At 70.6% G+C, this 24,708-nt stretch carries 14 protein-coding genes and 1 pseudogene; 5 read left to right on the plus strand and 10 right to left on the minus strand.

Translation table 11 applies throughout. The features are described 5' to 3' along the window. Positions 1-49 precede the first annotated feature (49 nt). A pseudogene (locus tag OEB96_RS46610) lies at positions 50-850 on the minus strand (SpvB/TcaC N-terminal domain-containing protein); the annotation flags it as partial. Positions 851-1,270: 420 nt separating this feature from the next. On the opposite strand from OEB96_RS46610, the gene OEB96_RS05645 reads away from it, so the two are divergent. The 4 genes from OEB96_RS05645 (at position 1,271) to OEB96_RS05660 (ending at position 10,167) form a co-directional block, all read left to right on the plus strand. After that, positions 1,271-1,588: a hypothetical protein gene (locus OEB96_RS05645; RefSeq protein WP_266214411.1), complete on the plus strand. Its 318-nt coding sequence runs from the start codon at positions 1,271-1,273 to the stop codon at positions 1,586-1,588. Between the two features lie 442 nt (positions 1,589-2,030). After that, a complete protein-coding gene (locus tag OEB96_RS05650; RefSeq protein ID WP_266214412.1) occupies positions 2,031-3,383 on the plus strand; it encodes an efflux RND transporter periplasmic adaptor subunit in 1,353 nt (450 codons plus the stop codon). A gap of 83 nt (positions 3,384-3,466) precedes the next feature. Further along, positions 3,467-7,015: an efflux RND transporter permease subunit gene (locus OEB96_RS05655; protein WP_266214413.1), complete on the plus strand. Its 3,549-nt coding sequence runs from the start codon at positions 3,467-3,469 to the stop codon at positions 7,013-7,015. Further along, on the plus strand, positions 7,012-10,167 hold the full coding sequence (locus OEB96_RS05660) for an efflux RND transporter permease subunit (RefSeq protein ID WP_266214414.1): 3,156 nt from the start codon (positions 7,012-7,014) through the stop codon (positions 10,165-10,167). The genes OEB96_RS05655 and OEB96_RS05660 overlap by 4 nt, the downstream gene beginning before the upstream one ends. 52 nt (positions 10,168-10,219) lie before the next feature. Here the strand turns inward: OEB96_RS05660 and OEB96_RS05665 are convergent, their stop codons facing one another. Then, a complete protein-coding gene (locus tag OEB96_RS05665) occupies positions 10,220-10,834 on the minus strand; it encodes a Uma2 family endonuclease (protein WP_266214415.1) in 615 nt (204 codons plus the stop codon). A 61-nt stretch (positions 10,835-10,895) separates the two neighbouring features. Between OEB96_RS05665 and OEB96_RS05670 the strand changes: the two genes are divergently transcribed. Continuing rightward, positions 10,896-12,119 carry an MFS transporter gene (locus tag OEB96_RS05670; protein WP_266214416.1) on the plus strand — a complete coding sequence of 408 codons (1,224 nt, stop codon included), beginning with the start codon at positions 10,896-10,898 and terminating at the stop codon, positions 12,117-12,119. Positions 12,120-12,134: 15 nt separating this feature from the next. Here OEB96_RS05670 and OEB96_RS05675 read toward each other — a convergent pair whose 3' ends face one another. The 8 genes from OEB96_RS05675 to OEB96_RS05710 form a co-directional block, all read right to left on the minus strand. Beyond that, a complete protein-coding gene (locus OEB96_RS05675; RefSeq protein WP_266214417.1) occupies positions 12,135-13,145 on the minus strand; it encodes a hypothetical protein in 1,011 nt (336 codons plus the stop codon). A 184-nt stretch (positions 13,146-13,329) separates the two neighbouring features. Next, positions 13,330-14,145, minus strand: a complete 816-nt coding sequence (locus OEB96_RS05680; protein ID WP_266214418.1) for an alpha/beta hydrolase — start codon at positions 14,143-14,145, stop codon at positions 13,330-13,332. 144 nt (positions 14,146-14,289) lie between these two features. Beyond that, positions 14,290-15,693 (minus strand): cytochrome P450, encoded by a 1,404-nt coding sequence (locus OEB96_RS05685; RefSeq protein WP_266214450.1) that lies wholly within the window; start codon positions 15,691-15,693, stop codon positions 14,290-14,292. 140 nt (positions 15,694-15,833) lie between these two features. After that, positions 15,834-18,662 (minus strand): VWA domain-containing protein, encoded by a 2,829-nt coding sequence (locus OEB96_RS05690; protein ID WP_266214419.1) that lies wholly within the window; start codon positions 18,660-18,662, stop codon positions 15,834-15,836. Continuing rightward, positions 18,659-20,659 (minus strand): vWA domain-containing protein, encoded by a 2,001-nt coding sequence (locus OEB96_RS05695; RefSeq protein ID WP_266214420.1) that lies wholly within the window; start codon positions 20,657-20,659, stop codon positions 18,659-18,661. Before OEB96_RS05695 ends, OEB96_RS05690 begins: the two co-directional genes overlap by 4 nt. After that, positions 20,656-21,597 carry a DUF58 domain-containing protein gene (locus OEB96_RS05700; protein ID WP_266214421.1) on the minus strand — a complete coding sequence of 314 codons (942 nt, stop codon included), beginning with the start codon at positions 21,595-21,597 and terminating at the stop codon, positions 20,656-20,658. The genes OEB96_RS05695 and OEB96_RS05700 overlap by 4 nt, the downstream gene beginning before the upstream one ends. A gap of 53 nt (positions 21,598-21,650) precedes the next feature. Continuing rightward, a complete protein-coding gene (locus OEB96_RS05705; protein ID WP_266214422.1) occupies positions 21,651-22,661 on the minus strand; it encodes an AAA family ATPase in 1,011 nt (336 codons plus the stop codon). Positions 22,662-22,728: 67 nt separating this feature from the next. Continuing rightward, on the minus strand, positions 22,729-24,702 hold the full coding sequence (locus tag OEB96_RS05710) for a hypothetical protein (protein ID WP_266214423.1): 1,974 nt from the start codon (positions 24,700-24,702) through the stop codon (positions 22,729-22,731). Positions 24,703-24,708: the final 6 nt, after the last annotated feature.

Below are 24,708 nucleotides of genomic sequence, written 5' to 3' on the forward strand. Positions count from 1 at the left end.
GGTACTCGATGCCGTTGCCGAAGCGATCCTCGGTGTGGCGCAGCGCCCAGACCCACGGCACGGGATCGCCGTCGATCTCGTGAAACAGCATGGCACCGGACTGGCCCAGGGTGAGGATCCGGCCATCCTTGGTGAAGATCTCGAAGTAGCTGTCGCGAGCGTGGGTATCGGCGTGCTGGACGATCTTGGCGAAGGGATCGCGACGCGTGCGGTACTCCGCCCCGTCGAGGCCATGCACGCCCGCAACCAGCACCAGGCGCTCGTCGCCCCAACAAAGCGGATCGGCCTGCTCGAATTCGAAGGGCCCATTCGTACCGTCGAGCGCGAGCGAGCGGTTGCAGCGACGGATCGGCGGGGCGATCCCCCCAAGCGAGAACCCGACGCCGAGCGGACCGTCTTGCGTGGTGCTTCGATACTCGAGCGACAACTCCGGCGTCATCGACCCCACGCCCGGCGCGACGTCGAGCGGGATCGAGTAGACGGCCTGGCCGGTCGGCGTGACCCCGGAGCGCCCGGGCAGCGTGCCGACCTCCGTAGAAGGATCGAACACAACGGCCTGCCCGCGAAGCTGCTCGACCTCGTCCGCGAGCGTGACCGGGGGTGGTGGCGCTGGCGGTGGCGGTGCCACGCCTCCGCGTGGCGCGACCTCGACCGCGGAGGGGCCACCGCCGCACGCCGAAGCGAACAGCAGCGCGAGCGTGGCGATCGTGAGCGTGGCGCCAAGAGAACGAATCGGCATGGATCCTCCAACGAGCACACCGAAAGACCACCCGTCGTACCACGACGAAGGCTTCGCTGGATGACGAATCTGGCGGGCCGGCTCGAGAGCACAGCGCCCTCGAGTGACCATGGGCGGGCTACGGCACGTTCATGAGCTGGTCAAATGAGAACAGACATGAACGGTCACTTTTTCGGTGCACACTCGCGCTCCGTGAACTCGGGCACTTGCCCGTTTCGACCGCCAACCCGTGTGGCCATCCTTGGCAAGCCGGCTGACCATCCTCTGCGCCGTTACGCGAGGGTTCGAGTCGTCGCCAGCGCTGCGCAGCAATCACGAGACTTGGCGCCATCGACCCAGCTCGCCTCGCTACGCGAACAGGATCGAGCATGGCCAGGACGCACGAAGGGCCGAGCGCATGCGCCCGGCCCTTCGTTGCCGCCATGATCTGCGTCGGCCTCGTCGCTCACTCCTCTGGCACCGCCGGCACCGGAGCGTCGGGGGCCGGGGCATCCTCGGGCAGGGCATAGTCATCGTCATGTGTGGCTTCGCGTGCTCCTCGACGAACTTGAGCTGCGTGAACGACAGGCCGCCGGGGAACAGGCGAAGGGCGAGCGCCGTGCTGCGGAGGCGATCGGAATCGTCGGCGGCGAAGGCCTCGTGATCCACGAGCCGGCGCTGCACCACCGACCATGCGCGATCGAGGCGGACATCGGCCGCTCGCGCCTTGCTGGCCGGCCGTTGCTCGACCCGTACCTTCCAGTCGGCCTCGGTGGCGACGACCGTCGCCGCGAGGGCCTTGGCCGCCATGATCACCGCCGGCCCCGGCTTCTTGGGCACGCGGACGAGGAGCATCTTGGAGAGCGATAGCCCGCTGGCGATGCCGAGGCGAGGCGGACGGAGATAGGCGGTGGGGTCGATGGGCGCGTGCCGGGGGAGGGGTGGGTGCCGGACCGAAGGGGCGAACGGAGCGAGGAGGTGATCGTGAAGCTGATCGCAATGGTTTAGTGAGCGCTCGAGGTCTTCGTCAACACCGAGCGCAGTACCATTGCGACGAATGAGGTCGATCGCACGACGAAGCGCTGTCGTGCCTCGGATCATCGAGGTGCCCCTCGAGCTTTGGCGCGATGCCACGGAGCGCTCGGGAGGTAACCGTGAAGTAAAATGCAATGGTTCAGTGGATCCACGGGCTCTGCCTCCACGGGGAGCGATCTCGTCCCTGATGCGGCGCTGGTTGACACCCGAAGCCCCGAAGCCGGGTCCAAGCCGCCGCACGACCATCGGGGCCTCCCGGCCGGGATGACGATGGCGCGTGACGCGGCTCGTGCTATGTCAGCGCCGAGCCCTGGTGGTCTGCATGCGCCTTCGATCCTCTACCCGTCGCAGCATTGGCCTCGGCCTTCTGTGCCTGGGTGCGCTGGCGGTGCCGCTGTCGGGCTGCGGCCCGATGGCCCAGGCCGAGTCCTCCGAGCGCGACGCCAAGCAGGACGACGAGGAAGTCCCCACCCCGGTGGTCACCGGGCGCGTGGTGCAGGGGGAGATCCGCGCCGAGATCCGGGCCACCAGCACCATCGAGGCCGAGCGGATGGTCACGGTGCATGCCGAGTCCACCGGGCGCATCACCGCGATCACCTTCGAAGAAGGCGACGAGATCAAGGAAGGGGTGCTGCTGGCCCGCATCAAGCAGGACGTGCAGCGCAGCGGACTCGATCGCGCCTCCACCTCGCTCGACAAGGCCGAGCGCGACTTGGCCACCATCCGCCAGCTCCACGCGCGCGGCGTCGCCTCGCAGGCCGAGCTCGATCAAGCCGAGCTGGCCTACCAGACCGCCCAACTCGACGTTCGCGATCGCAAGCGCGACGTCAGCAACACCCGCATCGAGGCTCCGTTCGCGGGCACGGTCACCGAGCGCTTCGTGTCCGAGGGGGCGTTCGTCACCACCGGGGCCCAGATCCTCTCCATCGTCGACTTCCACACCCTGGTGGCGCGCGTCTACGTGCCCGAGAAGGAGCTCGATCGCCTGCGCGTGGGCCAAGACGCCCTCGTCATGGGCAAGGCCGCCAAGGGGCGCTCCGGAATCGGCAAGCTCGAGCGGATCGCTCCGGTGGTCGATGCCACCACCGGCACCGTCAAGCTCACCATCGGGCTGCCGGCCGAGCTCACCGGCGGTGACGCGGGCTTTCTGCCCGGCATGTACGCCGAGGTCACGCTCACCACCGAGACGCGGCCCAAGGCCACCCTGGTCTCCAAGCAGGCGTTGGTCTACGACGAGGAGCAGCCCTACCTGTTCGTGGCCAAGGACGACCGCGTCGCGCGGGTCAAGGTCGAGCTGGGGCTGACCGATCGCGATCACGCCGAGGTGGTCTCGGGCGTCGCGGTGGGCGACGAGATCGTGCTGGCCGGCCACGCCGGGCTCAAGGACGGCGGGCTCGTCACGCGCGTCGACGAGAACGGCACGCCGGTCGGGGGGCTCGAGGCCGTGGCGCCCACGCCAGCCGAGCCGGCCGCCGCCGTGCCGACCACGGCCGAGCCCGACGCAGCCCCCACCCCCCCGGAGGCCGCGGCGGCCGACGAGACCACGAAGGCCGGGACCGCGCCTCGCAAGGCCAAGGCCAAGGCCAAGGGCGCCAAGAAGGAATCCGGGGCCTCCAACGGAGGCGCATGAGCCCGCAGAGCCCGGCTCCTCCCTCCTCGCGCGAGCCGGTTCCGAGTCCTCCCTCGGATCCCCCCTCGAGCGAGGGCAGGAGCATGCGCTCGCGCCTCCACTTCACCACCACCCGTCCGGTGGCGGTGCTCATGGTGTTCCTGGCCGTGATGGTGTTCGGCGGGTTCTCGATCCGCCTGCTGCCCATCAATTTGATGCCCGACATCTCGTATCCCAAGCTCACCGTGCGCACCGAGTTCGCCGGGGCGGCGCCGGGCGAGGTGGAGAACAACGTGTCGCGCCCGCTCGAGGAGATGCTCGGCGTGGTCACCGGCCTGACCCGCATCGAGAGCGTGTCGCGGGCCGGCTACAGCGACGTGATCCTCGAGTTCGCCTGGGGCACCGACATGGACGAGGCCGGCCAGGACGTGCTCGAGAAGCTCGATGCCGTGCGGCCCAACCTCCCCGACGGCGTCGACCAGCCGCTCATCCTCCGCTACGACCCCACCCTCGATCCGGTGCTCACGCTCTCGCTGGGCGGCGAGGGCTCGCGGTTCGAGGGCGTGGCCGGTCTCAAGCTCCTGCGGCGCATCGCCGAGCGCGACGTCCGACGCCTCGTCGAGCCGGTCGAGGGCGTGGCCGCGGTCAAGATCAAGGGCGGCCTCGAGGAGGAGGTCCACGTCGAGCTCGACGAGGGCAAGCTGCGGCGCACCGGGGTCGGCATCGACACCATCATCCGGCGGCTCGAGGCCGAGAACATCAACCTCGCGGGCGGCACCATGCGCGACGGCCGTACGCGCTACCTGGTGCGCACGGTCAACGAGTTCCGCGATCTCGACGACATCGGCGAGATCGTGGTGGTGCGCCGCGACGGCCGCGACGTGCGGCTGCGCGACGTGGCGCGGGTCGAGCCCGGCTACGAGGATCGCGAGGTCATCACCCGTGTCGACGGGCGCGAGGCGGTGGAGATCGAGGTCTACAAGGAGGCCGACGCCAACATCGTCGAGATGGCCCACGCGGTGCGCAGCAAGCTGAAGACCAAGGTCGAGCCGCGCCTGCAGGACCAGTACGGCGCCGTCATCGAGGTTGCCTCGGACCGCTCGCGCTTCATCGAGTCCAGCATCGCCGAGGTTCGCAACACCGCGGTCGTGGGCGGCCTGCTCGCCGTGCTGGTGCTGTTCTTCTTCCTCCGCGACCTGCGCAGCACCCTGATCGTGGCCGCCTCGATCCCCGTGTCGGTGCTGGTCACGTTCGCCCCGCTCTCGATCGCCGGCGTCTCGCTCAACATCATGTCGCTGGGCGGTCTGGCCATGGGCGTGGGCATGCTGGTCGACAACTCGATCGTCGTGCTCGAGTCGATCCACCGCTGTCGTCAGGAAGGCGACGAGCTCGTCTCCGCCACCCTGCGCGGGACCTCCGAGGTCGGCTCGGCCGTGGTCGCCTCCACCCTCACCACCATCGCCGTGTTCTTCCCCATGGTGTTCGTGGAGGGCGTGGCCGGCCAGATGTTCGGCGACCTCGGCCTGGCCGTGGTGTTCAGCCTGCTCGCCTCGCTCGCGGTGGCGCTGTTCCTCATCCCCATGCTGGCCTCGCGCACCGGGCTCGCCGCGGGCGAGGGCGCGGCCGCGGTCGGGGTGGTGCGAGGGCTCGGCCGCACGTGGGCCCGCTGGTCGTCGGTCGCCGAGCTCGTCGAGCACTTCCGCGGCGTGCGGCGCCGGCCCTGGCGGGTGATCGGGCTGCCCTATGCGCTGCTGCGCTTTGGCCTGCACGTCGTGTTCGAACTGCTGGGCAAGGTCATCGTCACCGGGGCGGTCGCGTTCGGGGTGGTGGTGCTCGGCACGGTGCTCGTGCTCGGCAAGCTGGTGGGGCTGCTGGTCCGTCCGCTCTTGTGGGTGTTCTCTCGCATCATCGACGCGCTCGAGGCGATCTATCCGCCCATCATCCGCTGGTGCCTGCGCAACCGCATCGTGGTCTACCTGGGCTTCGTCGCGTCGTTCGGCGTGGTCGTCCAGGGTGCGCCGAGGCTCGACACCGAGCTCATCCCCGAGCTGCACCAGGGCGAGCTCAACGTGGATCTGCGGCTGCCCGTGGGCACTCCGCTGCCCGAGACCGACGCGGTGGTGGCTCCGGTCGAGGCCGGGTTGCTCGAGGACGTCCCGCACCTCGAGTCGCTGACGGTGGCCATCGGCAGCGAGCGCGACGAGGGCGACAGCAGCGATCGAGGCGAGCACACGGCCCGGCTGCGGCTCACGCTCGAGCGCCAGGGCCAGGGCGACGCCTCGCGCTCCGAAGCCGGCGCCTCGGGCAGCCGGCTTCGCCTGCCCACCGGGACCTCGCGTGCGCAGGCCCAGGAGCGCGAAGAAGAGGCCCTGGTCGCCGTGCGCAAGGCGCTGCAGGGCCTACCCGACGTCAGCGTGACCGTCTCGCGCCCCGTGCTGTTCTCGTTCAAGACCCCGGTGGAGGTCGAGGTGCGCGGCAACGATCTGGACGAGCTGGCCGAGGCCACCACCGCCGTCGCCGAGCGCCTGCGCCGGGTGCCGGGCCTGCGCGACGTCGAGGCCTCGATCCGCCCCGGCAGCCCCGAGATCCACATCGTCTACGACCGCGATGCGATCGCTCGCCTCGGGCTCGACGTGCGCACGGTGGCCGAGCGGATCCGCGACGAGGTCCAGGGCACCGAGGCCACGCGGCTCAGCCGCGGCGATCGCAAGGTCCCCATCCGCGTGCGGCTGTCCGGCGCCGCCGAGGCCACCGTGGAGGAGCTGCGCGAGCTGGTGGTCAACCCGGGCCTGGGCAAGCCCGTCCCGCTGCATGCGGTCGCCGACATCACCGTGTCGCGCGGGCCCAACGAGATCCGACGCATTGGTCAGCAGCGGGTCGGAGTCGTCACCGCCAACGTCGAGGGCGCGGCCCTGGGCGCGGTGGCCGGGCGCATCGCCGAGACCCTGCGCGAGCTCTCGCTGCCCGAGAGCGTGACCACGGCCGTCACCGGCCAGAGCCAGGAGTGGGAGACCTCGTCGCGCTCGCTCTACCTGGCCCTGGGTCTGTCGATCTTCCTGGTCTACGTGATCATGGCCTCGCAGTTCGAGAGCCTGATCTACCCCTTGCTGATCCTGTTCACGATCCCCCTGGCCCTGGTCGGGGTGATCGGGGCGCTCTTGTGGCTCGAGATTCCGCTCTCCGTGGTCGTGTTCCTCGGCGCCATCATGCTCGCCGGGATCGTGGTCAACAACGCGATCGTCCTGGTCGACTATGCCGGACAGCTCAAGGCGCGGGGCATGCCCACGGCCGCCGCGCTCGAGATGGCCGGTCGCGTGCGGCTGCGGCCGATCCTCATGACCACGCTGACCACCATGCTGGGCCTCCTGCCCATGGCGCTGGGGATGGGTGACGGCGCCGAGATCCGGGCCCCCCTGGCCGTCACCGTGATCGCGGGCCTGGGCCTGTCCACCGTGCTCACCCTGGTGGTGATCCCCACGCTCTACGCCGGCGTCGATCGGGTGACCGGCAGCGCCGACACCGGACGCAAGATGGCCGAGCGGCTCGATCAGGAGCTCGCCGCCGTGCGCCCCGAGCAGCTCACCCCCGAGCACGAGGACGAGTCCGAGTCCGAGCCCGAGCCCGAGTCCGAGCCCGGGGGCGAGGCGCGATGACCCCCGCGCTGTCCGACAGCGGCATCGTGCGGCTGTCGCTGCGCCGGCCCATCACCATGGTGATGGTGCTGCTGTCGGCCATCGTGCTGGGGTTCGTGGCGCTGGCTCGGATCCCGCTCGAGCTCATCCCCTCGGGGTTCTCGCCCCCGTTCATGAGCGTCACCGTCCCGTACGCCGACGCCACCGCCAAGGACGTCGAGGAGAAGATCACCCAGCTCATCGAGGGCGCCGTCTCGACCACGCCCGGCGTCGACGAGATCACCAGCATCTCGAGCGCCGGCAATGCCCGCGTGGTGATGACCTTCAAGTCCAAGACCGACATGGACGTGGCTTACCGGGAGGTCCGCGATCGCGTGGCGCGAGTGCGGCCCGACCTGCCCGACGACGTGCGCGTGGTCAACATCCGCAAGGAGTCGGGCGCCAGCCTGCCGGTGGCCTTCTACGGGATCATCTGGGACGAGGAGATCGCCGACCCGGCCGCGCTCATCGACAAGCACCTCGCGCGGCCCATCGAGCGCATCGACGGGGTGGGGGTCGTCAACCTGCTCGGCCGCACCCAGCCCGAGGTCTACATCGAGGTCGATCGAGCCCTGGCCGACGCCGCCGGGGTGGAGATGGTCGACCTGGTCCAGCGGCTGGCCCAGGCCAACTTCACCATGGCCAGCGGCACCGTGCAGGATCGCGACGGCAAGTACCTGCTGCGATCGCTGGCCTCGTTCGATCGCGTCGAGGAGATCGGCGAGGTCGTGGTCAGCCCGCAGGGCCTGCGCCTACGGGAGATCGCCCAGATCGACATGCGCCCGCCCGACGTCGAGCGCTACGATCGCTACAACGGGCACCCCTCGCTGGTCATGGCCGTGGTCAAGGAATCGCAGGCCAACACCGTCGAGGTCAGCGATGCCATCAAGGCCGCGATCGAGGAGGCCACGCTCCACCCCGACCTCAAGCAGTTCACGATCGAGAAGATCTTCATCCAGGGCGACACCATTCGCTTCTCGCTCGACCAGGTGATCGACTCGGGCAAGCAGGGGGGGCTCTTGGCGATCTTCGTGCTGCTGTTCTTCCTCCGTCGACTGCGCCTGACCCTCATCATCTCGCTGGCGATCCCGCTGTCGCTGTTCCTGTCGCTGCCGGTGATGTACTTCTCGGGCCAGACCATCAACCTGGTCTCGCTCATCGGCCTGATGATCTGCATCGGCCTCGTGGTCGACAACTCGGTGGTCGTGGCCGAGAACATCGGTCGATTCCGGCGCCGGGGCCTGGGCCCCTATGCCGCGGCGCTGCAGGGCACGGGCGAGGTGGCGCTGGCGATCACGCTGGCCACGATGACCACGATCGTGGTGTTCCTGCCCGCCGCGCTGCTGTCGGACGGCCCCACCCAGTTCTTCATGGTCCGCATGGTCACGCCCGTGTGCGTGTCGCTGTTGGCCAGCCTGTTCGTGGCGGTGGTGCTCGTGCCGCTGGCCAGCGTCACGGCGCTCGGCGACGACGATGCCTCGCGGGTGCGACGGCAGGACGGCGTGGTGGGCGTGCTCCATCGCGCCGACGCGCTGTGGAAGGCGGTGCTCGAGCGGGCCTACGAGGCCACGTTCGGGGCGCTGAACCGCGGCTACGCGCGCCTTCTGCGGCGTGCCCTCCACCGCCGCATGGACGTGGTGATGGTGACCCTGTTCGCGATGGGCTCGATGGTCGTGCCCGCGATGAACGTGCGCTGCGTCAACGGCGAGAACTTCGGCACCCGCCGGGTGACCGTGCGCTACGCGATGCCCTCGGACACCACGCTCGAGGAGGCCAAGGAGTTCTTCTCCGCCGTCGAGGCCATGCTCGAGCGGCGCGCCGACGAGCTGAGCGTTCAAGGGCAGTACATCGGCTACAGCGCCGACCGGGCCGACGTGCAGGTGTTCTTCGACGACCCCGAGCCCGGGCAGCCCTCGTTCGACGACATGGCCCGTGCGGTCGTCGATGCGCTGCCCGAGCGACCGGGGTGGCGCAAGACCTCGCAGCTCGGCGACAGCGACGGCGCCCGCGACGACAGCTTCCGCGTGGCGCTCTACGGCAGCGATCACGAGTCGGTGCAGAAGGCGCGCGACGAGCTCGAGGAGGCGCTGCTGCGCGTCGAGGGCGTGATCGGGGTGCACGACTCCGGCACCGAGGATCGCAGCCGCGACGAGCTGTCGCTGACCCTGTCGCGCGAGATGTCCGAGCGCTTCGGGGTGCCCGCCACCGTGGTGGCCAACACCGTGGCCTACACCATCCGTGGCGCTCCACTGCCGCGCTACCACACCGACGAGCGCGAGGTCGACGTGCGCATCCGCTACCGCAAGGCCGACCGCGAGGACGTGCGGGAGCTGATGAGCTTTCCCGTCTCCACCATGGCCGGCGACACCGTGCCCATCGCGGTGCTCGCCGATCGTCGCGTCACCAAGGGCGAGGCCAGCCTGCAGCGGTTCAACAAGCGGGTCAGCGCGCTGGTGCGGCTCGACCTCGATCCCGACGATCGCGAGCCCACCGTCGATCGGCTGCGCACGGTGCTGCGGGGCTATCAATTGCCCGAGGGGCTCTCGTTCGACGCCGATCACGAGAGCCGCCGCGTCGACGAGATGCAGCGCGATCTCACCGGTGCGCTGGGGCTCGGCACCATCTTCATCCTGCTGCTGATGGGCTTTCTGTTCGAGTCGTTCGTGCTGCCGCTGTCCGTGCTGCCCTCGATCCCGCTGTCGTTCGTGGGGGTCTACTGGTTCCTCTATCTCACCGGGGAGAACATCGATGGGCTCGCGGGCATCGGCATGGTGTTGCTCATCGGCGTGGTGGTCAACAACGCGATCGTGCTCATCGACTTCGTCAACGGAGCCCGCGCGCAGGGACTGTCGCGCACCGAGGCCCTCGTGCAGGCGGGGCGGCTGCGCTTTCGTCCGATCATGATGACCGCGCTGACCACCGTGGGCGGCATGATCCCGCTTGCGTTCTCCGAGCCCACCGGCGAGGGCATTCCCTACGGACCGTTCGGCAAGACGCTGGTCGGCGGCATGATCACCTCCACCGTGCTCACCTTGCTGGTGGTGCCGGTGATGTACACGTTCCTCGACGATCTTCGCGAGGCCGGGATCACCTGGTGGTCACGGCTGCGGGCGATGGGACGCCGGCGCGGCTGAGGTCCGCTCAGCCTGTGTCGGTTGGCCTCACCGACCGGCGACAACGACCTCCTTACTCGGTCGGCTCGGCGGCCTCGGCCATCGCCTCGTCGAGCTCGCGCCACAGCTCGTCGATCGGAAGCGAAAGCCCGGGACAGCCGGGAACCTCGGTCACCGTGCCCTCCGTGGCGCTCACCACGTGGACGTACTTGCGCTGGGAATCGAGCTGCAGGATCTCCACGCTGCGAAGCTCGGGGTCGACCAGCCAGTACCAGGAGATCCCAAACTCGGCGTACTCCGACAGCTTGATGATGCGATCGCGGCGGGCGTCGGCCGGGGTCGACGAGACCACCTCGACCGCGATGCTCGGCGGGGTGCGAGCTGCCCCATGGGCGGGAGGGCGAGGGGCGCCGCGCAGGAACAGCGAGAGGTCCGGGAGGCGACCGCTCTCGTTGGGCAGGACGAACTTGAGCCCCGAGCCGATCACGCGCGCACCGTTTTGGCGGCACCAGGGCAGCATCAGGCCCATCAGCCAGACCACGGTTGCCTCGTGCACATAGCTCGGCACCTCTTCCTCCACCAGCACGCCCCCGACGAGCTCGCCGGGCTCGTCCTCGGGCAGCCGCTCCCAGTCTTCGAGCCTCATCGGGCGTGCGGGGCTCGCCTCGGCGTGAGCGCCCAGGGTCATGACGCCTCGAGAATAGCACGGCGGCATGCGCGTCCGTCCTCGATGCGGGATAGTGCCCGTGGTGGCCAGCGAGGGGGCGGCGCGACGGCTGGTGGGGCTCGGGGGTCTATACCTCGCGCAGGGCATCGTCTACGGCTTCGGCACCTTCATCCTGGTGCCCAGCCTCGCGGCGGCCGGGGTCGCGCTGGAGGCTCAGGCCGGGATCCTCGCGCTGGCCGGGCTGCCATGGGTGCTCAAGCTCCTCTGGGCACCCGTGCTCGATCGACTGGGGGGCGTGGGTAGCGGCCGAGCCCGTTGGTTCGCCGCCGTGGCCATGCTCGGCATGGCGGGCAGCCTCGCCGTGCTGGCCAGTCGGCAGAGCCTCGTGCAAGAGCCGGCCACGGTGGCGTGGCTGTGGCTGCTGCTCAACGTGGCGCTGTCGCTGCAAGACGTCGCCACCGATGCGCTGGCGCTGGACCTCGTCCCGCCGGGCGAGCGCGGCCTGACCAACGGCGTGCTCCTGGGCGGCCACCACCTGGGGGCCGAGGGCGTGGGGAGCCTGGGCCTGGGCCTGGTGGTCGCCTCGCAGGGGCTCTCGGCCGCGCTCTGGGGGCAGGCGGCCATCATGCTCGTGCTGGCCGGCCTGCCGCTGTCATTGCCCCGGTGGCCGGGTCGCGAGGGCACGACCCCCGTCGGGTCGGTCGGGTCGATGGCGCTCGGTCGCACGCTGCGGGCCTTGCTGCAGAGCCGCCGTACCTTCGCGGTGGCGGTGGTGGCCGCGCTCCTGATGGCCGCCAACGTGCTCACCGGTACCATCAGCGGTCAGTTCTGGGTGCAGCGGCTCGGGTGGTCGGTGGAGGACCTCAGCACGAAGCTCGCGCCGCTGCTCTTGGTGGTCAACCTCGTCGCCTATGGGCTGGCGACCTTCACCGTCGATCGCCTCGGCCATGCTCGCGCGGCGGCGCTCGGCTCGATCGCGCTGGGCATGCTCTGGGTGGGCTTTGGGCTGGTGCCGGGCCTGTGGGATGCGTTCGCGTTCGTCGTGGGCTTCGCCGCACTCGAGGCGCTCGCCACCGCCGTGTTCCTCGTGGGCGTGCACGCGATGCTGATGGATGCCACCGAGCCCGCGCTGCGGGCCAGCCACTTCGCGGTGCTGATGGCCCTGCTCAACCTGCCGAGGGCGGTCGTGGCTCCGGCCGCGCCCGCCGTGCTCGAGGCGCTCGACTACACCGGCCTGTTCGTGGCGGCGGGGCTGTTCCAGGTCACAATGGCGGGCGCCATCCGGATCGCGAGGCCACGCCCGTAGGCGCAGGCACCCCCGTCACCCCGCCGGTTCGAACTCGTCGCATGCCATGTCGATGAGCTCGACCGCCTGCTGGAAGAACTGGTCGTAGTCTGGCTGGCACACGCTGGCCACGATGCCGCGCGCGCCGAACATGTCCACGAAGTCGATGAACTTGTCCGCGTTGCAGGGGCAAAAGCCCAGGCAGCTCTCGTCGCCCGGGGTGGCGAGCAGCCCCAGCACGACCAGGTGGTCCACGTGGCCGTTCTTGGCGGCGACGATCGCATCGAACCACTCCCCGGGCGTTCCGATGCTGGTGGCGTTGTCGGGACCGAACCAGCCCGGGTGATCGTCGCTGATGATCGTCACCACCAGCACCGCGTCGTCGCGGAGGAACCCGGGGTTGCAGCCGCCCGCCGCCGACTCGATGGTGGTCGCGGCGATCATCGCGTCCATGGGCATCTCCGACGCGGAGCCGAAGTCGCCGACCTCCGCCGCACACTCGAACGACGACTTGATGTCCGAGATCGGCATCTGCGAGGTCAAGTAGCGCTCGGGGGGCATCGGGCAGCCGTGCACCGCCCCCGCGCCGAGAGTGTCCTCGCAGCCCATCGGCGTGCAGTTGCCCATCGTGGGGCACGAGTCGGTGTCGACCACCATGATGTGGTAGTCGTGCCCGGCCACGTTGGCCTCGATGGTGTCGATGAAGGGGCCGAAGTTCGCCACCAGGTTGGCCTGGTGCACCGCCATCGAGCCCGAGTTGTCGACCACGAACAGGAAGTCGATCTTCTCGCAGCCCTCGCCCGTGGGCAGGCCGATGTCGCTGCCGCTGGGCGTGTCGAACTTGAAGCCCGACTCGTCGCTGGCCGAGTCCTGCCCTCCGGTCATCGAGCCCGCCTCCTGGCCCGCGGTGGTGCCGGTCGACGACGTGGTCGTCGTGGTTGCCGAGGCCGAGGCCGACGCGCTCCCGTCGAGGAACGGGTTGTGCTCGGAGTCGTTGCCACAGCCCAGAGCCAGCACCACGGCGATCGAGCCACTCCATCGTCCCATGGCCGCATGCTACCCGAGGCCGGTCCGTGGCTCCATGCGGCCGTGGAAACGACGCACCACCGCGACCCTTGGCGCCGGCACGGGCCATCGGTGAGATCGGGCTCGAAACGACGTTCGGTGCCGCTACGGCTCGAGCCCGGTCACCTTGCTGCACTCGCCGCTCTCGATCCACTGGTCGAGGTGGTCATGGCTTGGCCTTCTTGCTCTGCTCGTGCACCGCGTCGCCGAGGCGATCGTGGAGATCGCGGCGCATGGACGGGGGGATGGCATGGCCCACGCCGTCGTAGACGGTGAGCGAGGCGGGCAGGCCCAGCGCCTCGAGCTCGTCGATGGCGGCCTTGGTGGGCTCGAACGGCACGGCCACGTCGGCCGTGCCGTGGAGCGCATGGAGGGGCGGGCGGGGGCCGTCGCCCTTGCCCTTGGGCCACAGCGGCGGCGGCAGCCAGCCGGCCACGGCCACCGCATGGCCCACCACGTCGGGGTGGTGCACCGCGAGGGTGAAGGTGAGGATGCCGCCCTGCGAGAACCCGGTGACGATCGGCTTGCCCACCGTGGGGCGTGACTGGGACAGCTCGCGGATTCCCTCGGCGATCCGATCGGACGCATGCGCGATGCCGGACGACAGCGCCTCCACGTCGGGATTGCGCGCGCGGACGGGGAACCACGACCAGCCGCCGTCGGGTACGGGGTCGAGTCCACGCGGAAGGATCACGCGCACGGGCTCGGGAAAGTCGTCGAATACGTGGCGGAAGTTGTCGGGCGCGTCGCCGAGCCCGTGGAGCGCGACGATCATGGGCAGCGGCTGCTCGGGATCGGTCGCGTTCAGCACCACCTCGCGGTAGGCCAGCCCCGCGGCGGTCGGCCAGGGGGGCTCGGGCGGAGGCTCGGGGATGGGCTCGACCGCCGTGGGAACGATGGCTTGCTCGTTGGGGTCCGCGGCCGGGGGCGTGCGAGGCTCGACCGGAGGCGGCGGCGACGAGATCTCGCAGGCCAGTGCCATCGGCAGCAACAGCCTCGGAGCACGAGCGAGGGCAGAACGGGGCCACGAGCGCATGCACGGCAGCCTGGCACGGGGGCCAGGGCGCGACAAGGCGCCGCCGGTACGGCGACCATCCCGACGGTCACCCCGACAGGGGGCGCGGCACTAGAGACACATCGCGGTCGACGAGTCGGACGAGCTGGGGCGCAGCGAGATCCATCGTGGCCTGGCCACGCGTCGGCGGATCCGCAGACGTACGCCTTCGGCGGGACGCAAGGCCGTGTCGAGCTTGGGGCGCACGGCGTGGCCACAAGACTCGAGCTCGAAGCGCTGGGTGATCATCGCCAGCGCCAGGGTGGACTCCATCAGCGACAGCTCCTGACCGATGCACTTGCGCGGCCCGGCGCCGAACGGCACCCACGCCATGGGATGACGCCCCGCGGCGCGAGCGGGGTCGAAGCGCTCGGGGTCGAAGCGTGCGGGGTCGGGCCAGAAATCGGGGTGGCGATGCACCGTGTACATCACCGGGGCCACGATGGTGCCCTTGGCGATGGCATGACCACCGATCTCGTCGTCCTGCGCCGCCATGCGGGGCAGCCACCACGCGGGCGGGTAGAGGCGCAGCGCCTCTTGCATGACCCAGCGGGCGTAGCGAAGCCGTCGCACGTCTTCCACGCGAGGCGTCCGCCCGTGCAGCACCGCGTCGGACTCCTCGCGCAGGCGACCGAGCTGCTCGGGGTGCTCGGTCAACAGGTGCAGCGCCCACTGCAGCCCGTTGGACGTGGTGTCGTAGCCGGCGAGCAGCAGGCTCAGGGTCTCGTCGAGGAGCTGGTCGTCGGTCATGCCCTCGCCGGTCTCGGCGTCGGTGGCTGCAATCATCAACGCGAGCAGGTCGTCGCCAGCCTCGAGCCGCTGGCGGCGCTCCTGGATCAGCTGCAACCCCTCGCGGCGCATCGAGGCCGCAGCCAGGGCGAAGCGCTCCCGGCCGGGCAGGGGCATCCAGCGCGGCAATCGATGCGTGATCATGGCCCACAGGCTCAGCTCGGTCGTGGTGGCGATCCCCTCGGCGATTCGCTGCGCCCGGCCCCTCGAGCTGCTCGAGCCGAGGATCGCCGACGACACCACGTTCATCGTCAGGTGCGGCATGCGAGCGCCCACGTCGAGCACCGACCACGACGAACCCACGTCGTCCCAGTCGAGCGAATCCTCGAGCGCGCCGATCACCAGGGACGTGAGCCCCTCGAGGCCCCGTCGACCGAACGACGGCTGCATCATCCGACGATGGCGTCGCCACTCGTCACCCGACGACGTGGGCAGACCATTGCCCAGGATCGCGCGGACCTGCTCCCAGAACGGCCCTTCCTTGACGTAGCGGCGATGGTGCTCGCGAAACACGTGGTCGAAGTAGTCGGGGTGATGCAGGACCACGGCATCGAGGGTGCCGAGCGCGAGGTGACCGATGTCTCCCGTCTGCTGCGACCGCTGCAAGAGCGCGAGCGGATCGCGAAGGAAGCTCGGGAGCGCGCCGAGCAGCGGGAGACCACCAGTCCGGGGAATGCGTCCATGCATAGTCACACTGTGCATCCTCCAGCGGCGATGCGCTCGTAGGAGGACCACCTTGGTCCGCATTGGCGGCTTGCAATCCTCGGAAGGTGTGCATCTGCGGTGGCCGAGGACACTGGATCACCGCGTAGGGATCACCGTGACTCCTATGCGAGCACACGCCGGCGACCCAGCGCCACGCGTCGCAGCAGCAGGTCCAGGATGAGCAGCGGGATCACCAGGCCCCACAGCACGTACGGCCACAGCGGCTTGGCGCGCGTGCGACCGTTGGCCTCGCCAGGGGTGGTGAGCAGGGGATCGACCTCGCCCTCGTGGGTCGCGGAAGCGACCGTCTGCAGCCACTGCGGATCGGGCCGCAGCTGCGCCGGCGAGAGCTCGGCGGGGTAGGGGACCGAGACCTGGGCCACCGCCTCGGCGGCCAGGCGTCGCGGGGACTGGGTCTGGTCGTAGAGCTTGGCCTTGACCAGGCGCTGACCGCTCTCGATGTCGCGGAGCTCGGCCTCGTATCGTCCGGGCGCCGACAGCGACAGCGGCACCGTGTGGGTGCGCGCGGGGTCGTCCTTGGCCAGGTTGGGATCGACGATCTCGAGCTCGCCGTAGAGATCGTTGGCAAAGCCCTCGGGTGCGTCGACGTCGACCACGGCTCGGTAGGTGCCGCGCTCGGCCGCCGACGACAGCTGGATCCGCGCCCCGCCGAGCAGTGTGGCCCCCTGTCGCATCGTGTCGCGGGCGACCTGACTCCAGAACTTGGAGAAGCCGCTCCACGTCAGCCAGCGCGCGGCCCAGCGCGCCTTGGCATCGCTGGCGAACGCGGCGGTGCGACCCAGACCACGGCGGCCTCGGACCAGCAGCGGATCGCCCTCGTGGGTCTTGAGCAGCATCTCCGACATGCGCTTGGCCTTCACCGGCACGATGCCCCGCAGGCCGGGCGCGCGCGCGAAGTCCAGGCCTCGCAGCGCCTGCACGTTCTTGGCGACCCGAGGCAGCAGCGAGCGCTCCACGATCGCGTTGCGAGTGACCTCGCGCGTCTCCCGGCTGAAGATCCGCGGCACGTCGGTACCGTCCTGGCTGAAGTAGAAGCGCCCGCGCCCGCGATTGGCCACGCGGCGCAGCAGGTCCTTGCCCGCGCCCGCGCCCACGCCCACGCTCGACACGGTGATGTCCGCGTCGCGCATGTCGCCGATGAGGGCATTGATCCCTCCCTCGGGCGACTGGCCGTCCGACAGCAGGATCACGTGCTTGACCAGCGCGTTGCTGCCCGCCAGCTGCAGGTAGGCCTCGCGCAGCGCAGGCAGGGCGTTGGTGCCACCGCCGGAGGTCAGGCGTCGAATGTCGCCCGCGATGCGGATGCGGTTGGCAGCGGGCTGCACTCGAACCAGCACGTGGGGCTTGGAGTCGAACGCGATCACCCCGATCTCGTCGGTGGGATCGAGCGTGCGGGCGGTCGCGCGGGAGGCTTCCTTGACCAGGTCGAGCTTGTCCTCGGCGCTCATCGAGCCGCTCTTGTCGATCACCAGCACCAGCGCGAGCTTGGGTTGCTCGCGCTGTCGCTCGCCCTCGAAGCGCACGGGAAGGATCCGCTCGAGGGTGGTCCCCCCAAAGCCGCCCACGCCGAACGAATTCTCGCCGCCGATCATGATGAAGCCCCCGCCGTGCTCCTCGACGTAGCGCACCAGCGCCTGGCGGGTGTCTCCGGCCACACGACTGGCGCCCACGTCGTGCAGCACCACCAGATCGTAGCGGCGCAGCTCCTCGTCCGTTCGAGGCAGCGCGGAGGCATCGACGGCGTCGACCTCGAGGTGGTCGGAGCGCAGCGCTCGGGCCAGGGGCGAGCCCGCCGTGTCGCCCGCCAGGAGCACCCGCGGGCGGCCGCGTACCTCCGCCGCCACGGCGGCCTCGTCGTTCATCGGGCTGCGGTTGGCGGTCGCGGGCAGGCCTTCGGTCCTCAGGCGGGCGCGGAACACCACCGGTCCCGCCTCGGTCACGCGCGCGGGCAAGGTCACCTGCTGCGTACCCCCACGCAGCGCCACCTGCCGCGAGGGCTCGAGCTCGTTGGGCTTGCCGTTGTGCTCGAGCTCGAGGGTGAGCGTGCGTGGCGTGGTCGACGAGAGATCCACGCGAACCTCGAAGGTCTGTCCCACGCGCAGCTCGTCGGGCAGGAACACCCCCTCGATCAGCACGTCCTCGCGGGCCGCGGGCGGGAAGCTGCGGGTGTGCAGCGCGATCCCGCGGGCGGCCAGCTCGCGAGCGGCGAGGGCGAGGTCCTCGCGCTCGGCCAGGCTTCCGGTCGCGTCGGTCACCAGCACCATGCGCCCCTCGGTGTCGGGGTCGACCAGCGCGGCGGCGAGTCGCAGCGCCCCTGCGTGGTCCGAGGCCAAGCCCTCGGCCGCATCGGGTCGCTGCAGGGCCAGGGCGAGCTGCGTCTGGTCCTCGAGCTCGTGCACGTGGGCACGCTGGGCGTAGGTCACCAGCGCCACGCGGGTCCGGTCCTCGCGATCGAGGCCGGCCTCGTCCTCGCGGCGAACCTGATCGAGCCCTGCCGCCACCAACGCACGGGCATGCTCGAGCTGGCCGTCGTCGACGCTGTCGCTGACATCGACCACGAACACTACGGTCTTGCCCTGGATGGGGCTCTGCAGGCTGGGCAACGCGAGCGCGATGGCCACGGCCACCAGCAGCAGGGTGCGAGCCAGCAGCTGCAGGCCCAGCTGCACGCGCGGGAGATCGACCAGGCTCCTCGCGAGCACCGCCACCAGCATCGGCACCACGGCGAGCGGCATCAGCCACAGCGCCTCGGGATGGGCCAGCACCGCGTGGCGCTCGCCCGAGTCCGACAGCCGCTGCGCCAGCCACGACGGCAGCTCCACCGTGAGCGCCCCCGGCAGCGGCCCCCACCACGCAAGCGCCATGGCCGAGCCGAGCCCCAGCGCGAGGGCCAGGGCCGTGAGCACGGCGGGCCGGCGAAGCAGGCTCATACGGTGACCCTCCGGTGGTAGCTCGCCCACTCGAGCGCCACCAGGCTGGCGACCACCAGCATCACCAGCGTCCACAGCGGACCCTGGGGCAGCGGCGTGGGCTCGGGCGGTGCGTCGGCCACTGCGGCCTCGGGCAGCTCCAGCGCTTGCAGGGCATCATGGAGATCCGATGCGTGGACGCTGGCCTGGTTGACGGCCAGCTCCACCGACGAGCCCGCCAGCGGGCCATCGACGGCGGTGATGGTGTAGAAGCCCGGCACCAGCGCGCGAAGGCGGAAGCGGCCGCGCTCCACCGGGAACTCGCTGCCGGCGGATCCGTCGCCAGAGGCCCCGTCCGTGGCCGGCCCGGGCCCGCGCACCGTCACCCGCGTCACGCCCTCGGGGGCGAGCCCAAGATCGGCGAGCGCCAGCTCCCGGTGGGCGCCCAGGGGGACGCTGGCCACGAACCCGGCCTCGCGCTGCTCGAAGTAGCGCACGAGGTTGTCGACCACCATCGGGAACGCAGTGCGCATCGGCAGATCCGATTGCCGAGGATCGAAGCCGAACGCCACCAGCGCGTGCTCGCCCTCGCGCAGCACCGCGATCGGATCGCCGAGCGTGCGCACCAGGATCTCGTCGCCCGGGATCACGTCGAAGGTGGTCCCCCGCGCGAGGTTGACGTCCTTGAGCACCACGTGGTCGAGCACGGGGTGGTCCCGGTCCTGCTCGGTGAGGAACGGCCGCTCCACGTCGGCCTTCTTGGCGATGGGGCAGGGCGCGGCCTGGTCCTGGTGGCGCCACGGGTCGAACATCACCACGTGTGCATCGGGCAGCGTGGAGGGCAGCACGTCGGACCCCACGTCGAAGAACACCACGTCGGCCTCGGCGAGCTCGGGGCGCCGGCCCTCGCGGGCCTCCTGCGGCGAGATGCCCGTCAGGCGCACGTGGTCGTCGAGCACCAGCAGCGCCGCCTCGAGGAACAGGTTGGTCCCATCGGTCACCAGCACCACGTCGAGCGGGCTGAGCGGGGGCACCACTGCATGGGCCTCGTCATCATGGGGCAGGCCGAACGGTGCGTCGCTGCCGTCCTCGTGCCGCAGGCGGGCCACGAAGCGCGAGCGTGCGGCGTCGAGCTGGGCCAGCACCTCGCGCTTGCTCTCGCCGGGGGGCAGGTGCAGCGTTCGCTTGCCCACGGCGGCATCGTCGGCCTCGATCTCCAGCACGACCTTGACCGGCGTGTCGCCCAGGTTGCGCACCTCCGTGAGCACTTCGATCTGATCGCGCGCATAGGGGTAGCGGCGCGCCGCAAACGCGGTGATCGCCACGTTCTCCGCCGGGCCTCCGACCCGAGCCACCTCGCAGGGAATCGGTCCCTCGGTGCAGGCGCGCAGCGCATCGACGGCTCCGGGATCGAGCGCGCCGTCGGTGAGCACGAGGATCCGCGGTCCCGGGCGCTCGCCCACCGCGTGGCTGGCCAGCGCCAGCGCGCGCGGCAGATCGGCCTCACCAAAGCGCGGTGTCAGGCGCTGCAGGCGAGGGACCACGCTGGCCGGATCGCTCGACAGCGGCGCCACCACTCCGAGCTCCTCGCTGGCCTCCAGCACCACCGCGCGATCGGCCGGCCCCAGCGCGAGGATCTCCTGCTCGGCGCGACGCCGCGCCAGGTCGAGGCGCGTGGTGTCGGGCTCGTCGGCGGCCGGGCCCGCCATGCTGGCCGAGGTATCGATCACGATGGCGAGGCTGATCGGATCCCGCAGCCACACCTCGGGTCGCGGGTCGCCGAGCGCCAGGCACACCAGCGCCAGCACCAGCATCTGCAGCAGCCACGACAGCAGCCGCCGCAGCCTTCGCCAAAGCCGCCGGCTCTCGCTCTCCCGCGTGACCCGCTCCCACAGCGCCGCGAACGGCACCACCACCTGGCGACGTCGCATCCGCAGCAGGTAGAGCACCGTGATCGCACCGCCCCCGGCCGCGAACAGCGGCCACAGCTGGGCGAGGGACAGGCCCGCGAAGCTCATCGCAGGATCCCTCCCTGTCGAAACAGCCGCAGCACCATGTCGTCGAACGGCACGTCGATCGGCGCACGGGCCAGGTAGATCCCACGCGAGCGGCAGCTCTGCTCGAGGTGCTCGCAGAAGCGCTGGTGGGCCTCCGCGTAGGCCTTCAGCGCCCGCGGCGACAGCGTCACGTCGCGCGCCGAGCCCCCTTCCACGTCGACCAGCCGCACGTCACCGCGCAGGCCGGAGGCGGTGGGATCGGCCTCGAGTGGATCGAGCACCTGTACCGCCACCGGCTCGTGCTTGCGAAAGCGCAGCATGTTGAGCCCCTCGAACGCGCCCTCGAGGTCGTAGAAGTCGCTGAGCACCACCGTCAGGCCCGGCTGGCGGCTCTCGGCCGCGACCCGCGTGCACATGGCCCGAATGTCGGTGGGCCCGCCGCGGGGGGCCGAGCGCAAGAACTCGAACACCCGGAAGATCCGTCCCTTGCCGCGCACCGCGGGCAGCGTGCCGTGGTGCTTGCCCGACGCGCACGTGATCCCCACCCGGTCGAGGTTGGCCAGGCCCACGTAGGCCAGCGCCGCTCCCACCTGCATCGCATAGCGCAGCTTGGCCCCGTCCTTGGTGCGCATCGAGTCGCTCACGTCGATCACGATGCGAATGGGGAGATCCTCGTCCTCCTCGAACAGGCGGATGAGCGCGTGATGCAGGCGGATCCACACCGTCCAGTCGAGGTAGCGGATGTCGTCGCCCGGGGAGTACTCGCGGTGATCGGCGAACTCGAGCCCGCTGCCGACCTTGCGGGTCTTTCGCTCCGCGCGCTGGCGGCCGCGGAACAGCCGGCGCGCGATCACCTGCAACAGCTCGAGCCGGGCGAGGAACGCCTCGTCGAACAGCTCGGCCTCGGCAGGGCCCCCCGTGCCCTCGTTGCGCGCCAGTAGCCTATCGGCCCAACCCACGGATGCTGTCCCTCGTGCTCGTCGGTCTTTGGATCGGGTGGGTCGGGGTTGGATCAGTCGGTCGGCACCGCAGCCAGCACCTGCTCGAGGCAGCGGTCGATGCTCACGCCCTCGGCCTCGCCCTCGAAGTTGAGGATGACGCGGTGGCGCAGGGCCTGGGGCGCCACCGCGCGTACGTCCTCGATGGAGGGCGACAGCCGCCCCTGCAGGCAGCATCGCACGCGCGCGGCCAGCAGCATGGCCTGGGCCCCACGCGGGCTGCCGCCGAAGCGAACGAAGCGCTTGATCAGCTCGGGTGCGTTGCCATCGTCGGGGTGGGTGGCCCGCAGCACGCGGACCACGTAGCGGGTGAGGCTCTCCGTCACCGGGATGGCCCGCACCAGCTCGCGCATCTGCAGCAGGCGCGGGCCATCGAGCACCGGCCGGACCTCCTGATGTGCAGCGCCGGTGGTGCGGTCGAGGATGCTCATCAGCTCGTCCTCGCCGGGGAAGTCGACGCGGATCTTGAAGATGAAGCGATCGAGCTGGGCCTCGGGCAGCGGGTAGGTGCCCTCCATCTCCAGCGGGTTCTGGGTGGCGAGCACCAGGAACGGGTTGGGCAGGCGACGGGTCTGTCCGCCCGCGGTCACCGTGCCCTCGGCCATCGCTTCGAGCAAGGCGCTCTGCGTCTTGGGGGTGGCGCGGTTGATCTCGTCGGCCAGCACGATGTTGGCGAAGATCGGGCCCGGCTGGTACTCGAGCCGGCTGCCCGCGCCGATGTCCTCGCCCTGCACCAGCACCGAGGTCCCCACGATGTCGGCGGGCATGAGGTCGGGCGTGAACTGGATGCGCGCGAAGTCGAGGTGCACCGCCTGGGCCAGCGTGCGGATGAGCAGGGTCTTGCCGAGCCCGGGCACGCCCTCGAGCAGGCCGTGGCCGCCCGCGAGCAAGCAGGTGACCACGCCCTCGATCACGCGGTCTTGGCCCACGATCACGCGCTGGACCTCGGCGACGAGGCGCTGGAGATCCTGCTGGAGGGCCGCGAGGGCACGTTGGGTGTCGGCGGAGGAGTCGGTGCTGGACATGGAATGCGGGGGGAAACGGCGGGGGGAAGAGCGCTCGAGGCCCTCTTGGCGGGGCCTGCTCTTGGCCTCACTCCCGAGGTTGGATCATCTGGTAGTAGCGCTTGATGCGGCGCCGTGCCACCGCGGGGAGGGCTTCGTTGTCGATCGCGCTCTGGGCATGGCCACGGTAGTCCTTGTACACGTCCTTGTAGGTCTCGTTGGCGAATCCCTCTTGGCTGGCGTCACGGATCACCTCGGCTCGGCTCACGCCGCGGCCCTCCTTGGCGCGCACGCGTACGTTCTTCTTGTTGGTCTGCATGGTCGAGTCCTGGCCCAGTGGATCGATCGAGCCATCGCCGATCCCATCGCCGGCCGAGGCCTGGCCCTTGCCGCTGCCTTCGCCGGCCTCGCCCTCGCCCTGACCTTCGCCGTCACCCTCGCCCTCGCCCTGGCCGTCGCCGTCGCCTTGTCCCTCGCCCTGGCCTTCGCCTTCGCCGGGCATCTCCATGAACGACTGGGGCTCGCCCTCGCCGACCTTGCCCTCGACCAGCAGGGTGGACTTGTTGCCCTTGCCCTTGCCCTCGCCCTGCTTGCCCTCGTCGCCGCGCTGTCCCTTGGCGGCCTGGGAGAACTTGCGCATCTGCTGGCGGCGGCGATCCTGGCCCTCGCCTTGCTGACCGGCGCGTCGGATGATGCTCTTGGCCTCGTCGAGGCTGTCGCGGGCCTGGCCCATGCGCTGCGACTTGTTCCCGGCGCGGCTGGCCTGGTTGACCCCGCGGCCGAGCTTTTGCATCTGCTGCTTGCGTTGCTGCGACGAGCTGCCCTTGCTGGCCGCGTCCTTGGCCTGGCGGCGTAGCTTGTCGAGCGCATCGCGGGCCTTCTGCTCGCGCTCCTGCTGGCGGCGCAGGCGGTCGACCGTCTCCTTCATGCGCTGGAGTCGGCGCTCCTTTTCCTCTTGCTCTTGCGGGGTCTTGGCTTCCTTCTTCTGCTCGCGTCGCAGGCGGCGCTCGGCTTCGTCGAGCTTCTCGTCCGTGTCGGTCTTGGCGTCGGCCGCCTTCTGCAGGCGGCGCTCGGCTTCTTGCAGTGCCTTCTCGAGCTGCTCGCGGGCGCTCTGGTCGGCCTCGGCCTGCTCGGCGGCCTCGTTCAGCGCCTGCTCGGCCTCGTCGCCGTCGCCGCGGTCGAGGGCCTTGGCGGCGTCTTCGGTGACTTCCTGCTGCTCGAGCGCGGCCGCCACGTCGCGCATGGCCTCGGCCATCATCGCGGGGTCCTCCTCGAGCTCGGCCTCCCAGCGCTCCTCCGCTTCGGCGAGCTGCTCCTCGAGCGCCTCGAGCCGCTCGAGTGCCGTGGCGCGGTCGATCTCACCCTTCTCGAGCGCATCGAGCACGTCGAGGATCGCCTCGGCCAGCTCGGCCGGCGTGTCCTGGTGGGTCGCGGCCAGGTCGCGAAGGTTCTCGCGCAGGGGCTCGGCCAGGGCCAGATCGAGCTTGGGGTGCTGCACCAGGCGGTCGATCTCGATCACGATCGGATCGGGGTCGACGAAGCTCACGGGTGGATCGGGTGGCGGCACGAACATCGCCGCGATCGCGGCCGCGGCGGCCACCCCGTCGAGCGGTCGTGGAGGCGGCACGCGCAGCGGGACCACCGGGCGAGGATCCAGGGTTGCGGCCAGGGTCTGCGCGCGCTCCTGCATCAGCGCGATGATCTCGGCCGTGCGGGGATTCTCGTCCTCGCCCGCGGCCCGTGCGGTGCCGGTGCGGCCCGACCCTCCGCGAAGCTCCCGCGCATTGCCGAGCTGATCGTCGAGCCGGTAGTGCTCGTCGATGCGCCGCGCCGTCTCGCGCCACGGCCGGCGACGCAGGCCGGCCCACAGCAGCACGGCCGGGACGGGCACCGCCGTGACCCACAGCAGCTCCGCCGGCAGCCCCAGCCGTCGCACCGCCACCAGCGCCACCGCGGCCAGCCACAGCCCCGCGGGCAGGGCCACGCGGGCCAGACCCCACGCAGCGTCGGCCATGCGCTGCCGTCGACGGACCGCGGCCAGCAGCTGCTCCAGCCGACTCATGGGGCC

It is taken from the genome of Paraliomyxa miuraensis, from assembly GCF_026337845.1.
In the GTDB taxonomy this organism is placed as follows: domain Bacteria; phylum Myxococcota_A; class Polyangia; order Nannocystales; family Nannocystaceae; genus Paraliomyxa; species Paraliomyxa miuraensis.

Bases quoted from the DNA above. Each gene is read 5' to 3' on its own strand.
- OEB96_RS05655 (WP_266214413.1), top strand. From the start codon at position 3,467: ATGCGCTCGCGCCTCCACTTCACCACCACCCGTCCGGTGGCGGTGCTC.
- OEB96_RS05660 (WP_266214414.1), top strand. From the start codon at position 7,012: ATGACCCCCGCGCTGTCCGACAGCGGCATCGTGCGGCTGTCGCTGCGC.
- OEB96_RS05665 (WP_266214415.1), bottom strand. From the start codon at position 10,834: ATGACCCTGGGCGCTCACGCCGAGGCGAGCCCCGCACGCCCGATGAGG.
- OEB96_RS05675 (WP_266214417.1), bottom strand. From the start codon at position 13,145: ATGGGACGATGGAGTGGCTCGATCGCCGTGGTGCTGGCTCTGGGCTGT.
- OEB96_RS05680 (WP_266214418.1), bottom strand. From the start codon at position 14,145: ATGGCACTGGCCTGCGAGATCTCGTCGCCGCCGCCTCCGGTCGAGCCT.
- OEB96_RS05685 (WP_266214450.1), bottom strand. From the start codon at position 15,693: ATGCATGGACGCATTCCCCGGACTGGTGGTCTCCCGCTGCTCGGCGCG.
- OEB96_RS05690 (WP_266214419.1), bottom strand. From the start codon at position 18,662: ATGAGCCTGCTTCGCCGGCCCGCCGTGCTCACGGCCCTGGCCCTCGCG.
- OEB96_RS05695 (WP_266214420.1), bottom strand. From the start codon at position 20,659: ATGAGCTTCGCGGGCCTGTCCCTCGCCCAGCTGTGGCCGCTGTTCGCG.
- OEB96_RS05705 (WP_266214422.1), bottom strand. From the start codon at position 22,661: ATGTCCAGCACCGACTCCTCCGCCGACACCCAACGTGCCCTCGCGGCC.
- OEB96_RS05710 (WP_266214423.1), bottom strand. From the start codon at position 24,702: ATGAGTCGGCTGGAGCAGCTGCTGGCCGCGGTCCGTCGACGGCAGCGC.